Raw genomic sequence first — 15465 nt, forward strand, 5'->3', positions numbered from 1 at the left:
TCGGAATGCCGGGAGCGGCGAGAACGGTGTGCGCGGCTCCGCCGCACCCGGCCGTGCCGTCCGCGTCCACGGCGCCGAGCGCGCCCGCGCGGCAACCCACCGGTCCGGCATGCCCTGTTCGCGGCCGGTGTCACCGCTCGGCACGCCCCGACTCCCCCGGGGCCGGTCCCGAACCCGTCGCCGGGACCTCCGCCGACGCCTCCACTGCGGCCGACGCCTCCGAGCGGTCGAGGTCCGTGCCGTCGCCGCCCTCTGCGCGGTCGCCGCCTCCGCCGGGGTCGCCGCCTCCGGCGCGCTCGCCCGGGTTGTGACCAGGATCGATAGTTGGCACTACGCAATCTTCGTGTCCTGGGCTGATGCCAACTAGGGTTCCGCAACCGAGGTACGGAATCAGAAGGTTAGTTGGCACTTTGGTACAGCGCAGGTCAGGAGGGGCGTCGCCGCATTCGAGCGTGACATGTACCGAGCGATTCCCGGGCAGGGGCCGCCTGAAGCGGGACGCGGCAGCCGACCCCCATCCGTAGCGTCGCCCTCCCCACTCCCCAAATTCACCTCCTGGCTCTACGCCTGTAGGACACGCACATCAGGCCAGGCGTGGCTACCCCAGTCAGTACGTCGGGTCAAGGGCAACAATGACCGTGCCCCCGAGTCGACCCTCACCGTGCCTGATCAAGCCATCTCCGACCAATACCCGTGCCAGTACTTCACCGTCGAACGAGGGATGCCTTCGTGTCGTCAGTGACGACCCAACACTTGACGGTGGTACAGGCGCAGGCTCATACAGGCGAGGGACTCTCGCCGTGCCACTGCGCTGGCCATGCTCGGCGGACTACTGGGTCCAGCAGGTAGAGCTGCTCTTCGTCCTCGGCGAGCACGTCGAGCATGCGCAGCTTCTCCAGGGCCGTTTGCGGCGCGGAGTGGGAGTCCTGGAGGAGTTCCACAAGGTCGTCCCATGGGAGGGGTTCGTCGAGGGCGGCCAGGTCAGTCAGGAGTGTGCGCATGTCAGGGGACTCCGTGAGGCCGAGGCCATCCAGGAGGTTGGTGCCGAGTCCTCCGGAGCTGACTCCCTCATGGATTGTCTTGCAGATTGTGAGAACGCGGCGGCCCTGACGAGCCTGTACGAGTGCTGCGTCCAAGAGGATCGGCCAGCCCCCTGTGGCGTCCATGAGCTGGTTGCGGGCTTCCGTCTCTGCGAAGGGCGCGAGCGCCTCCACGTCGGTAGCCCAACTGCTGATTCCATCGAGAGTGACCCGGCGCAATGGGATCAGAGCGTTGTCGGGATCGAATTCCGCAGCTAGGGCGACGTGCTCGGCCTTGCAGGCGTCGGCGAGGGCGACGACTGTCCGGGTGACGCCTGCGGGCGGCTGGATCGTCTCTGCCTGTCGGAGGCTGGCCCTGGCCTTGTCGATGTCGTTGAAGCGGCTGAGCTTCACCACCACGATGCGGTGCAGTGGACCGGGCTTGCCTGTGCTGAGCAGCTCCTTGTAATGGGACGGTGACGTGGAGCAGACGATGGGGTCCAGTTTGGAAGGGGCTCTCTTCTGCTGGTCCTCCAGCACGGCGGTGACGGTGCCCAGGCCGGTGGCGGCACTGCCGATCACGATCCGCAGCTCGTTTCCCGGGGTGGTGAGGCGGGCAAGCTGCTGTTCGGTGAGCGGGCTGATGCGGTTGTCGGCAGCAATGGGTCGCCGTGCCTGGGTGGCGGTCAGCTTGGTCAGCGGCTTGGAGGTGTCGTGGTTCTCCAGTGCCTCCTCAATGGCGTGCTGGTTGCCAAGGAGGCGTAGGACGTTGGACGAGCGCAGCCTCCATCCCTGCGGATCGCTGGCCAGAATGCCCAGGCCGACCATCTCCTCCAGCAGCGCGCGGAACTCGTCGGGGCCCTGGCCGGTGAACCCCTGCGGCCACCAGTCGTCGCATGCCCTACTCAGCGCCCGGGTGGTAATCCGGCGGTCGATGCCACCTGCATGGGCCTCGAGGGCTACGACGAGCGCAATGAGCTTGTAGCGGGGATCTAGTTCGAGGGTCAGGTTGATGGTATTGCGTGTACGGTCGGTGAGGTCCTGAGAACCGATGACGCGTTCGAGGACAGCATTGTCGATACACCACGGTGGTGTGCCGGGAACAGGCGGCGTGCCCACGCGCGTGTTGAGGGACGCCCGCACGAGCGCCTGCCCGGCGAGTTGTAGCAGCTTGGGATGGTAGTTGCAGTAGGCGAGGATCCGGTGGACAAGCTCGTCGGAGATGCGGATCCCCAGGGCTTCCAGGGGTTGCCGGACGAGCCGGAAGGCCGGTGCGGGTGCCAGCGGCCCGATAACGACGGGCTTACCGAAATGGGCGTCGTAGAGCGGCTGGTTGGGCAGACCGGAGAAGCGCTGCACCTGGTGGAGGCCGGCGAAGACGGGTTTGAATCTGCGGTTGGTGGTGCTCATGAGTTCACGCAGGCGGGTCGTCTGGGGGAAGTTCTCCTGGGCTTCGGCGTCGAAGAAGATGTCGCACTCGTCGAAAAGCACGAGGAGACGGCGGGCGGAGTCTTCGTCGAGCCAGGTGGTGATGGCGGCAGTGACACGCTGTTGCGCGGTACCACGCCGGGCCTGCCGGGTCGGGACGACGTTCTTGCGGTCGAGTTCGCGGCCGATCATGTCCCACAGTTCGTCGGTCTTCTGGCCGAGCCCGAGAGTGGTGGGCAGCGGGATGTAGAGAGCAACGTGACTCGGCGTCGTCTCGAAACGTCGTGCGGCGGCTCGTAGGAGCGCCGACTTGCCCAGCTGACGTCCTCCGTACAGGAGCTGGGCGCCGGTCATGGAGGTGATGTCGTTGAGCTCCTGCTGACGCCCGTAGAACATCTCGCTGGGTACAGACTCGTTCGCGTCGGGCCGGTAGGGATTGGTGGCCGCGAACGGTGCGAGGATGCGCTCCGTAGTGGTGAACCGGTTGCTGGCTTTGGATGACAAGTAGGCCAGGGCCGCCGCGTCCAGGCACAACAAGGGCTTCATGGGCTGTTTGGCCGTCTGCAGGGCAAGCTCACGTCGGGAGTCGGCAGGCAGCGTGCCCAGGACGACGACGAGGATGGGCAGAGTGCTGGTGTCCTGGTCCGCCCACGCGGTCAGGGTGGTCACGTCCGACACGTCGGGGGTCAGGAGCACGCGCAGTCGGCCGCCCGCTTCCGAGCCGAAGGCCGGGAGTCGGCATCCGCCGAGCAGTTGGACGTCGGTCAGCTCGATCCACTTCCGGTTGGGGGCGTACTGGCCGGCCGGGCGTTCGCTGCCGTACTCGATGCCCGCGATGCGCAGTGCGCCGCGGAGCAGGTGGTTACCGTTCTTGAGGGTGCGCCAGTTCTTGAGGAGCTGGGCCCAGGAACGAAGCGTCTCGGTGGTGGTGTTTCGCTCGCGCGTGCGAAGTTGAGAGAAGTCCAGACCGGCGTGCATGCCACCGTTGTCGATGGCGTCGATGAGGGTGGGAGTGATGCCTTCAGAGAGGCTGTCAGGGACTGAGGGGAAGAACCGTTCGAGGTCGTTCTCGGGCGCCGAGGTTGGCGGGTGTTCCCCGGCGAGCGCGGTGAGCAAGTAGTCCTCCGCAGTTGCCAGATCTCCTGCATCGACGAGCTGGGTGATCTTTGTCATGACGTCGTCGGGGACACCGCCGGGCGCGTTGTTGATCTCATCCTTGGCGCGTTGCATAAGGTCTGCTCTGGCCAGGTCGGCCAACCGGGGCATGAGCTCCGCGACCGCACTGAGCTGCCGGTGCACCGCGCTGAAGTCGTCGCCAGCCAGGTCGGCTTCAGCAGCCTCGACCCGTGTCGTGATGTCTGAGCGACCTGGTTCGGGAAGGCGGCCTTGCCGGGTGGCGGTCGCCACTTGTCCCCGGACCTCGTCGATGGCAGCGCGCGCCGTGGTCAGGGCATGGCCGCGGGTCTGCTCGACGGCATCCCGAAGGGAGTTGTCGTCCTTCTCGGACTCGCTCTCAGCCGCCTCCACCGCGACACGTGCCGCCGCGAAGTTGCCGACAGCCGCCTGTTCGCGAGCTGCCTGTGCCCAGGTGCGAGTCTGGGCCTGTACTACGTCGTCCAGGGTCACCGCGCGCGCCGGTTCCAGTGTCCTGGTCAATGGAAGGCCGGAGCAGCGCAGCAGGTCTGCGTTGAGCGCGTAGTCCGGCGCCGGTTCAGCCCCGGGCAGTGTGGCGCCGTCCAGTAGCCGGATCGTGGTCCGTACACTTCCCAGAACCGTCTCGGTGATGGCGGCGCTGAGAGGCTGGGACACCGTGTCGGCGTGCGCGCGCAACTCGGTGCATGCGTCTTCGGCCTGGGCTCGGACGTCGTTGCGCAGACTGGCGAGCACGCTGTTCAGCGCGGGGCTGCGGGCCGCCGTGCGAGTGGCCAGCACCCAGGTGCTGACGATGTCGAGAGACTCCGCCGCGTACTGAAGGATGCGGCGACGGGCGGCACCTTGCAGGACGGCGCCCTTGCCGCGAAGCCGGTCATCGATGTCTTTGAGTGCCTTGCTCAGTCCGCCGGGGGTGAGCTCACGTGCCTGGGCGGCGACCTGATCGATGCGGTCGCGCCGGTCGTCTGCCGCTACCGCGACCAGTGAGCCGATCAGGCCGTCGGCGTCCCACCACACGCGGACGATCATCTCCGCGCGAGGGAAGTGAAGGTGCCGCGGTGCGGTGAGGTGCAGACGGGCGTCTTCCGAGGCCCGGCTGACCTCCGTGTCGGCCTCAGCAACGCTTTCAAGGACATTGAGGCCTCCTGCTGCTGTGAGTTGACCGCGCGCAGAGGCGGTCCCCACCGCACGGCACAACTGCTGAAGGTGCGTCATGCTGGAGCAGGCGTCGGCGAGAGCGTTGACCAACTCACCAGCGTTGGGGTCGGCGGTAAGGAGAGCGGCTCGCAGCGCGGCGGCGAGCAGCAGCATGCGCTCGTCCTGGCCGGTCGCGCTCGGGTGGCTGCTCTCCAAGTCGATGCGCTCGCGTACTGCGCTGGCGCACGGACCTGTTTCCGAACGGACGCAGTGCGCCAGTTGGATGGTCTCCAGCGCCTGTTGGAGGGAAAGACTGCCCATGGCGTGTGCCGCATGGCTCGCGAGCGCGAGTTCGCCTACGGAGATCAGACGCGTGATCAGGGCTGTGCCGGCGGAAGGAGTCGGCGGTGGCACAGACTGGGAGACGGTCGGTGCGAGGAACTCTGCCTCGTCACTGTCCGTCGAATCCTGCACTGGGGGCACCGTGGGGTCGACGGCGGACAAGGCCGGAGCAACGGCTACGGGCTCTGGAGCCGTCACAGGCTCGGTCGGCCCCTCGGGAGACCTCTCCGCGTCGGGTTCGGGGGCGGGAGCCGCGGACGCCAGGGACGCCTGAGGACTCGCTGAGCTAGCTGTCGCCTCTGAGATGTCGCCCGCCAGGGCAGCCGGCGCGGTCACCTTTCCGCGCAGGATCAGCGCGGCGACGCTGTTGACGTCCTGCGGGGCTTCCTTGAGGAGGGCGAGAAGGTCGTCAACGGCAGAGTCGTCGTCGCTGGCGTTGGCGTCGGCCAGCGCGACGAGCAGCCGTAGATGCTCGGTATCGTCCGGAGGGGCGTCGAGTAGACGCAGTGCCTGCTCGCGGACGGATTCCAGGGGCGTGCTGTCTGAAGGCCCCTGGAGCGCGGACACACGCAGCACCGCCGCACGATTCCGGGTCTGTTCGGAATGTTCGGTCGCGACAATTCTTGCAGCGGCGCACAGTGCCCGGACATCGGCCGGATCCGGAGGCACTACCGCGGAGACCTGAGCGCTGAGATCGTCGTGCAGTGCCAGCGCGGCTCTCCGCAGTGCGGTGAGCATGACGATGTCATCGTGGGCGGGCGCCTGCTCGGAGGCCAGGTGTGCGGTGATGCGCGCTTGGGCGGATCTCGCTGAAACGAGCAGCGAATCCAGATTCTCGGCGCGGCTACTCCAGTCGACGGGCTGCGGATCCTGGCCGTTAGACGGCAGTTCGGGTGTAAGCCCTGCGTCCTCGGCAGGCGGTGACACAGCCCCTGTGCTGCGGACGCTATGGGCGGGCGGCATGAGAAGAAGCCAGGCACTCTCCAAGGCGGAGCACGCGTCGATGGCGTTCTGCACGTCTTCCTTCGGCCACGCTGGCATGGGGAACCGTTGCAGGGCGTGGCGCAAGAGGGCGGTATGGCCGGGTGAGGAGAGGGGAGCTGAGAAGGCAGCCAGCATCAGTTCCGGGCGGGACTCGGAGAACGCAGCGACGGCATCATCGAGGTGCTGGTCACCGCCGTGGCACTCATGGTCGTGAAGGGCGTCGGCAAGGGCTTTGAGCGTGGGCTGGGAGATTGTGCCAGCAGCGCGCCGCTGCATCTCAGCGTTGCGCTTACGCAGTGTGGCCAGGCACTGCTCGGCGGCCCGCGGGCTGAGCCTGGCGGACGGCACACGCAGATTTTGTAGCATCGCGACGCGGTCACGGTTGCGGACGCGTTGCAACAACTGGAGCAGGACCACGGCGTCGAGCGCAGCGAGCACGTCCCCGACGGGATTGCCCAGATGCTCGATGGCCTGGCGAAGCTTTTCGACCAGGTCGGCTGGAGGCTCAGGAATCTGAGATGTGTTTGATGCGTGTCGCGTCATGGTGAACCTCAGGAGCATTCGGTCAAGTCGTTGTGCCAGGCAGGGGGCTGTTCAGCGCCGCGACGGTGGCCGCGGACAAAGGTGTAGCCCTGAGGCAGGGTCGTGTCGGCTTCGGGACCGAGCATCTCTATACGCCATCGCGCGTAGGCGGCCCGCGCATGATCACTTGCCTGCTGGCCCGAGGGAAGCTTACGGCGATCGGGCGGTACGTAGTGTGCTCTTACATGATTTCGCAGCACTTGCTGTGTGAGTGTGACCGGGCGGTTCCGCGTCGTGGCTGCTTTGTCACCGGGCCACCAAATGAACAGGTCCGGCTCGCCCGCGACGCTCTCGCGCTCCAAGAGCCCTCGGGCGGCCATTTCCTCACAGGTGTGAATCACTGTCCACATCAGCCGGGGTGACACGGAGCCGGGACCGAACAGCGCGGCGCTGAGCCGGTGGCCCTGCATCGAGCGGGTGTCGAACATGCCTGGTGCGCCGTGCCGACGCAGCCCGGCCACAATGAGGGGGCACAGGCTGTCAACCGCTGGGGCGTAGCCGACGTGTGCCATCCGCCGGGGAGCCGGGGGCTGCCGTTCCGGCTCGGGCGGGGTCGGGGTGAGGTCGAGGTGGCGCTGTAGTACGCCGGTGTCGCAGGCCCAGAAGAACGGGCCGTTGTTGCCGAAGTGGAGCGGCTCGTCCAACGGGGTCGTGACGGCCTGCAGACGGCGACCGCCACGCGGCACAGTGACGGTCAGTCTGATGCCTGGGTAGAAAGACCATGGCCAGCTCACACCGGACAACGTCGTTTCATTGAGGACGAGTTCCTGCACAACTTGAGAATCATCCGTGTCACCGTCGTGATGGAGTTCGAGGACTACGGGAACGTCCGCCAGTCCCTCGCGGAGGAACGCTGGCCATGGGAACGTGCCGTGGTCGATGTGGCGTGGCAGCAGGCAGCAGGTGTAGATGGCGAGGCTGTCGTCGAGGTGCTCAATGATCGGCATGAGTTCGTCGGATCCGGCCTGCTCCGGCAGAAGAGGGGCCCCGATGCCCTCGGGCGAGGCCAAGGCCAAGGATTCTCCGGTCGGCTCTTCTTGGACTGGAGCCGCGTGTGGGGACGGAGGTGTGGCGGGGAGGGAACCGGTGTGTTCGCGGTGGCCGATCCCCAGCGGTGCTAGCGGATCGGCGCCGTAGATGTACCAGGGAAGCGGGGGCCGCTCGGTGCGCCAAATGCCGCCTTGCTGCCAAAGGTCGTCGATACGCAGGTCAACCTGCGCCGCCAGATCGGTCGCGCGGTCAGCGATGGCGAGGTTGACGATCGCCAGGGAGGCGAGTGCGTTCGGACCCTCAGTGAGGTCCACCGCTCCGGCCGCGTCACAGGCGGCGCGCAGCAAAGGCCAGGTCGCGGTGTACCGCGGGGGCCCGGTGCGAGCCCGGTGGACCCGATGCACGACTTCGCCAATCGCGGAGTCGGGCAGCCCGACCGCGTCAGCCTCGGCGACGGCGTACGGTCCCCACGTACGCAGGCCAGGTGAGCGGCGGAGCAAGTCGCCGACGCTGTCGAAGCTCGCGGCCAGAGCCTGGGCCAGCAGGTCCGTGTCGTGGGAGTCGTCCAAGAGCCCGGCGAGCGGACCGGTGGCCAGCAGCGGCCGCGCTTCGGTGAGCAGATACCGCTGGTAGAGGGCCGCGTCGTCGAGTAGAGGAAGGTCCGGTGTCGCGTATAGAGCGGTCGACGCGATGTGCCCTCGTGCGTCCAGGAGGCCGGACCGGCGCAGTCGGGCGATCTCCTTGACCTCGACCGTGGAGGGTGGGCCGAAGGCGCTGGTATCTACGACCAAGGTCTCCTCGCGTCCCCAGAGGCCGTCCGGGCGGAGGGAGCCGGCCCGGTCGCCCGACCGGGCGGCGGGAATCCAGCCGTCGTCGTCACAGTCCTGGGAGGTGCCGAACTTGCCCACGGCCTCGGCCCACAGCCAGCGTGTGCCGCGTTCGATGCGGATGAACGCGCCGACCGGTATCGCGGCTCGGTCCGGATCCACAGCGGCTCGGACCGTATGGAAGTACTCCGGGTCCAAGAGCGCCGAGTGGTAGGCGCCGAGAGCAAGGTCGAAGCCGAAGTGCAGCGCGTTCCAAGCGCAGGTGAGGTGCAGGACCCCGCCGCGCGCGACTGTGACCTGGCGGAGATAGCGGCCCATGCGATCCGCGAGGGCGGCATCTATCTGGTCCGCGCCGAGCAGCAGTTCCGGTACGAACAGCGGCTCGTCGTGGAAGGGGGCCCACGCGGGCGAGTCCGTCAAGGGTGGCACGCTCAAGCCTCCTGCCGGGTGCGCTCGGCGTATCGTCGGAGCCGCCACAGGGCCCCGTCCCCAGTGGGCAGCACGTGGCCGGTAGCGTTGAGGCGTTGCAGGGCAGCGGTCACGTCCGTGGACCGGATCCCGGGGTCCACGCCGCGCAGACGGTGATAGAGCAGGCGCGGCCACAGCGGCCTGCGGACGCCCTCCCGGCGCGACAGATAGGTCTCTTCGCCACGCAGCACCCGGCGGATCATCGCCGGTGCCAGTCCTCGGTAGTTGTCCCAGAGCAAGGCATAGATCCACTGGTCAGCCGCGCGTCGGTACGGCTCGCTGTCGCGGTGTACCGCCGGCCGTGGCCGCGGGGTGTTCAGGGCGCGCAGCAGCCGCGGTGTGGTCTCGGCCGAAACGTCGGTGGCCCAGCAGGCCGAGCAACGGGTCGCCGGAGTCGCGCACACGTGCCCCGTCCCGCTGAGCGGGGTGTCAGTGAAGTAGACATTGAACGCCGCAGTTGCACAGTCGGTGGCGCCGTACCAGTCGCGCAGATCGGCCAGATCCTGGCGGGCGCGCTCCCGGGCGGCACGCATGCGGGCGTCGAAGGCATCCGGCAAGGACATGCCGTCGGCCACCCGCATCGCGGTCAGGGTGCGCCGGTTGCCTGCCTGAGAGACGTCGACCACACCCAAGTCATGTAGAGCGGCCAGCGTGGTCCATGTGGCAGCGGGATCGGACACCGCCGGTGCCGTGCCGCTGTCACGGAGGAGTGCGTACACGTCGGTCACCTGGTGGGTTCCGGGGCGCCGTTCGGCGAGCGCACCGACGACGACCGCAGCCGGACCCCACTCAGGGTCGAAAGGCGGCCGGGCGCCCGGTATCGGCGTGATCCGTACGCGCTCGGGGAAATCCCCAAGGTCGGTGACCACGTCCAGCGAGGCAAGGACCGCCAGCGCCCGCACCACGGAGGTGCGGTACGTGTCCCACACCGCGGCCTGCTGTGCTTGCTGGGCGGGGAGCAGCCCCTCCTGGAGGTCGGCAGCCATGCAGTTGGCTGCCACCGTCTCCGCGTCAAGGATCCCGGACGCACCAGCTCTCAGCACCGAGTGACCCACCCTGCGCAGGATGTCGGAGGAGAGGCCCTGCGCCGCCAGCCAGGCCACGGTCCGCAGCCCACGGCCCGTGCCCAGCGCCAGGCCGGCCGACGGCGCGTCGACCTCGCCCTGCGCCCGCCCGGCCTGATCCCGGCCCGCGCGGCCGAGTTGCTGGTAGAGGGCTGAAAGGTCTGTGGGTGGCGACACCACGAACACACAGCGGATATCACGCCGGTTCACCCCCAGCCCGAACGCGCTCGTCGCGACGATCAACAGCGGCGCGAACCCGTCCTCGCCGGGGCCCGGCGCCTCCCGGAACTCCGTCAGCACCGCGGCCTTTTCCGCCTCTGAGAGCCGCCCGTGGAAACGCCGCACGCGCTGACCTCCCTGGACGGCGAACTCTCGCAGATGGGCGTAGAGGGCCTCGACCTCCTTCACTGTCAGGCAATAGAAGATCGCATGGTCCTCGCACGCCTCGGCGACCCGCTCAGCGAGCCCAGCGATTGCCTGCGGACCGCCAGCCCGCATCGCCCGCCGGTAAACCGCAAGCTCGGGACGGAGCGGCGATGCCTGCACCGTCGTCAGAGCCTCATCGTCCGCTGCGGCTCCGTCCAGACCGAACAGACCCTGCCGAAGCCCGGCTCGCACCTGCCGGTTCGCCGTCGCTGTCACCGCCGTCACCCGCACTCCGAACCGTCCTCGCAACTCGCTGAGCAACACCTCCACCCGGCGGAAACTCGGACGGAAGTCGTCGCCCCACTGCACGAACGTATGTGCCTCGTCCACCGCGACCCGCTCGAGCACGCCGGTGCGGGCGGCCTCTCGCAGCAGATCTGCGAAGCGGCGGTCCGCGAGCCGTTCCGGTGATACGTACACCAGCTTGATGCCGTGCTGGCCGGTTCCGCGGAGCTGCTCGGCGACCTCGGTCTTCCCTCCGCGGCTGTTCGACTCCGCCATGGGACCGACCAGCGCCCGCACCGCGCCCCCGACCGCCGACGATAGCTCCAGCGCCTGGTCGGCCATCAGCGCCACCAACGGCGAGACCACCACGGTCACCCCCGGGAGGACCAAGGCCGGCAACTGAAAGGTGTACGACTTCCCGAACCCCGTGGGCAGCAACGCGAGCACGTCCCGGTTCTCGCCCACCGCGCGGACCACGGCCCGTTGCTCGGCTTTCAACGCCAGCGGGCCGTCTCGGAAGCGCAGGTATCCGGCGACCGTCTCGCACCGCTCGACCAGCAACGCGGCAAGCATCCCGTCCTCGCGGGCCCGTGCCACTTCCTGGACGCTGAGCTGCGCCTGGCGGATCCTGAGCGTGGCGGGCAGCACTGTGTGCTCCTCCAGCGCTCGCGGTGTGCACAACTCACGGGCGCGCGTCTCGGCGAGATGGCCCTGCTCGGCCAGAAAACGCCAGATCGTCTCCCAGCCCTGCGCCATCGTCACGACGTTCCCGCCGGCAGCCTCGCCTGTGAGCGGATCGGCCGTGAGCAGTCCAGGGTCCAGCGACTCCAGGAAGACCTGGCGGTAAGCTCGGCGCAAGGCGGTCGCGCCGGCGAGCTTGCGGTCACTGATCACCACGACGCCACGGTGGTCGACCGAGCGCAGCAGCCGTCCCACCGCCTGGCGCAGGTCCATCGCCGCCAGCGGCAGGTAGTACTCACGCGTCGCGGCCGCCTCGGGGTCGGCCGCCCCGGCAGCCCTCGCCCGCTCTGCGGCCGCCGCGCGTCGAGCGGCAATCACCGGGTCCGCGAAGGGCGCGAACGGCAACTTGTTGATCCATACCAATCCCAGCCGACGCGCCGGGAAGTCGACCCCCTGCCACATCCCGCGTGTGGCCACGCAGAAGCCACCCAGGTCGCGGAACTCCCTCGCTGCACGTGCATTGCCCAGCAACGGCGCCACCGCCACCGGCAGCGAAGCCCCATCCACAGCAAGTTGCTCCAACAGCCGCTCCGAGACTGCCTCCGCAGCCGACGTGGACGTCGTCAGCACCAGCGCGCCGTTCTCAAACGCCCCATGTCGTTCACGGATGACCTCACGTGCATATCCCGCCAGTTGGTGCGCGACCGTGCGGTAGGCGGCCTGCGGATGCTCGGCCCAACTGGGAAAGTCCGCGAAACACAACAACCTGGCCTGCCGCGAAGCGTCGAACGGACTCGGTAGCGCGCACGCGTCCACCTCAGTGCCCAACCCCAGGCGCTGCCGGACGAACACCCAGGACCCCGCGACCCGTAGCGTCGCCGACACATACAGAATTCGGCCGAAGCTGTTGCGGACCCGACGCCACTGTGGATCCGCACTCAGCTCGATGGGAGCGGAGGACACGGAGAAGTGGTACCGGCGCGCGGCCACCGCGGCGGTCACCTCCCCGCCCTCACTTGCGAAAACCACCCGGTTCGCAACTGCTGCCGTCAACCCAGGAAGAGCCTGTTGCAACGGTTCCTCCACCAGATCCTGCGCACCCTCCGGCGGCTCTTCGTCCCACTCCAGGTCCTCGCCGTCATCCGCATCGTCGTCATCTGCGACGATCACCGGATCCGGAGACTGCCCGAGCACATCGCGGGCGTCTGCTACCACCGTCGCGGATTCCTGCGCCAGCAGCCCGACACGTGCCACGAGCAGCGCGGCGCGTTCACGCTCCCACCACGGCGCCTGCCGCACCTCCGGCAGACCCGTCAGCCGCGCCAGTTCCCGGCCCGCCGCCTGAGCCCAGCCGCCCAACCGCTCAAGACGCTCCAATAGCTGACGCGCACCGACCACCGTGACCAGCCCCCCGTACGGACTCGCCAACGTCGCCACCCGGCGCCCCGGTTCGCCGCCCACCGCATCGAACACCCCTTGCGCCGCGCGCGGCATCGCTTCGGTCTCCAGCAGTCGTTGCCCTTCCCGCAACAGCTTCGAGAACTCCGAGGGGTCGGCACGCCGGAAATCCCGTACCCATCGCTCTGCGTCCGCGAAGAGGTTCTCCACCACACGGATGTCGACCTGCGCTGTCGACGCCACGGTCACTGCTTGCTCCAGCGCGTGCGCCTCATCGGCTACGAGCAAGGTCGAATGGTCGAACGCGCCGGCCTGCACCTGGAGAAGCGCATGGTTCGCGATCACTAGTCGATGGCCCGCGACAGCCTCACCCACCGAGTCCGTCCACGGGGCGAGCGGCGAACCCGAACCACGGCGGTAGTCCTCCGCCTCCTGGCTAACGCTCGCCAGCCACAGCGGCAGCACCCCGCTGGACGCGGCCTGTACATACTCGACCACGAACGCCGGCAGATCCTGGACGTCCACGCTACGAGCCGACCACACCTGAGCACGCCCCCGCGCGGTCGCCAAACGGCGCACGAACCACACCAGCACCTCACGGAAAACCACGTTGCCGACGAAATGGCTCCGCCGAACTCGACCCCCGCCAGCTGCCTCGGCCGCATCCACCAGCGCGGCCACCAAGGCCCGCAACGACACGCGGTTGCGCTGGCCTTTGACCACGTCGGCGAGCGAAGCCAAACCTGGCACCACCCGCGCCAGGGCAACCACATCCCCCGCCAACTGCCCCTGCAACTGGCGGGTGAACGTCGAGACGACCACCCGCCGGCCGGGGCCGGCCGCCAGCCAGTCCAAAGCCACCGCCAGTACCGCCAGGCTCTTACCCGTCCCCGTTGGCGCCTCGCACAACCCGTCGCGCCCGGCGTCGATCTGCCCGCCAAGCCATCTCGCCATATCCTGCTGCGCCGGGCGCCACTCCACCTCCCTGCCCGCCGCGACGGCCAGCGCGAGCTGATGCGGATCCACCCGCCCTTCAGGGCCCAGCAGTTGAGCCGGAAGGGGAAGAGCAGCCAGGCCCGGGCTCTCCCCCTCCGGCGAGCGGACAGGCTCGCCCCACTCACACAGTGCCTCAGCCAGCAACTCCGCGACGCTCTCGTCGTCCACGGTCCCGCCGGGCTTCCGATCCGTCAGCGACGCCACCAGCGCCCACGCAGCGGATCCTGCTCCGACGGAAGCCACCAGCCGCCACCACGGATCCGGCCAGTCGGCCGTCTCCCGTGCGGCCCCCCTCACCACCAGTGCTGTCACCCGGGCATCGACCAGAGCATCATGCAACCGCGCGGCCTGCACTGACGCTCCCGCGGCCACAGCCACGTCTCCCAGCCGATAGGAGTCCAACCACGGCCACACCGCCTGCGCCAGGTACAGAGCGTCAACCGGTAGCACCCCGTCGACGGCGGGAAGCCCCGTCCGTGAGCACTCGGCGTCGAGCCACCTGAAGTCCGCAACCGTGCCGTTGAAAGCCACCAGCACGTCCACGTCGCCAAGCCACTCCCGGAAGTCGCCCAACACGTCCTCGGCAGCCCGGGCATCTTGCCGGTACCGAGCGGCGGCCTCCCGACCGCGGATCAGCGCCTCCCACTCCTGGTCCGGCAGCCGCAGCCAACCCTCGAACTCCGGCGCCTCATCCACCCATCCCGCATCGGCGGACAGCCTCACAGCACCGAGCTGATAGATCCGCCTCTCCCCACCCGGGTGTTGGGCACTCGCCCGGACCGCAGCCTCGACATCCAGCACCACCGCTCGAAGCGCCCCTGGCCTTCGCTGGTCCCCCTCTTCCGCGTCCGCGACATCAGCCACCACACATGCCTCAACTACCCCGTGAAGAGTTCTCACGGCTCCCAGACCCTCGGCATGGCGAACCAACTGGGCCAGACGCTGGCGGCTCACCCCGGGCCAGAACTCACCGACAGCCCGCAACAGGGCCTCCGAGTCCATCGCACCGCGATCTCGCAGCAGCTCGGCCAACCGGTGAACCATCGCATCCGACACCCAGCGTCCCCCTAGCCTTGGGTGAGAGTTAAGTCGATCACATTTATGCCCGGTCGACCAGTGATTCGCCAGTCCTTCCCAACATGGTTGGGATGCCGCCTCCCCTCCGCTAAGAGGAGGGGAGGCGAGTTCAGTAGTTGGCGCTGGAGCTCGCCAAGGCAACGACTTCGCCCGCTGGCACGTTCAGCCCGGTCTGCTGGTCGCAGGCCTCGGCGGGCAGACCGTCAAAACCGACCCTCAACGGGCCGTCCACGACCTCGTTCAGAAGTAGAGCCGGGGACGCAACGGTACCCAACAGATATAGATTGCCTGGCGCTATGGCGGTCAGCAGGCCCCCTTGGGGGCCCGCAGAGACCGACTGAAAGGGTGTCAAGGTCTTCGGGCCCCCGTCCGCTGACCAAGGAGGTAGTCCACCAGCAGTCATGCAGGCCGCAGTGGTGCTATCGATGCGGCATCACTCGTGCGTGTGAAGGGTACTGATCTAGCCGAGCGACGGGCGCCGCTCGCCGTAGCTTCGTGGTTGGGACCTGTCCCCGAGGGGTGGACACCTCTGAGCCCGGCCCCGCCAGGGGCCGGGTAGGAGGCATCTTTTATGGTGATGAAGGTCTACTCGCCCGAGTTCAAGGCGGACGCTGTCGCGCTGTACCTGTCGGATCCGAGCCACACCTTCGAGGGCATCGGCAAGGACCT

Annotated in this window: 4 protein-coding genes; all 4 read right to left on the reverse strand. The window is 68.3% G+C overall.

Annotated elements, in window-relative coordinates:
• Positions 1-130: 130 nt before the first annotated feature.
• A complete protein-coding gene (locus ACFC09_RS34320) occupies positions 131-331 on the reverse strand; it encodes a hypothetical protein (RefSeq protein ID WP_376534828.1) in 201 nt (66 codons plus the stop codon).
• Positions 332-776: 445 nt separating this feature from the next.
• Complete coding sequence (locus ACFC09_RS34325; protein WP_376534830.1) at positions 777-6605, reverse strand: hypothetical protein; 5829 nt, start codon at positions 6603-6605, stop codon at positions 777-779.
• 8 nt (positions 6606-6613) lie between these two features.
• Complete coding sequence (locus tag ACFC09_RS34330) at positions 6614-8881, reverse strand: hypothetical protein (protein WP_376534832.1); 2268 nt, start codon at positions 8879-8881, stop codon at positions 6614-6616.
• Positions 8882-8892: 11 nt separating this feature from the next.
• On the reverse strand, positions 8893-14751 hold the full coding sequence (locus ACFC09_RS34335) for a DEAD/DEAH box helicase (RefSeq protein ID WP_376534834.1): 5859 nt from the start codon (positions 14749-14751) through the stop codon (positions 8893-8895).
• Between the last annotated feature and the right edge of the window lie 714 nt (positions 14752-15465).

Origin of the sequence: Streptomyces sp. NPDC056161, assembly GCF_042268025.1 — a bacterium.
Lineage (GTDB): Bacteria > Actinomycetota > Actinomycetes > Streptomycetales > Streptomycetaceae > Streptomyces.

Coding starts and splice junctions, on each gene's coding strand:
- ACFC09_RS34325 (WP_376534830.1), bottom strand. CDS start 6,605: ATGACGCGACACGCATCAAACACATCTCAGATTCCTGAGCCTCCAGCC.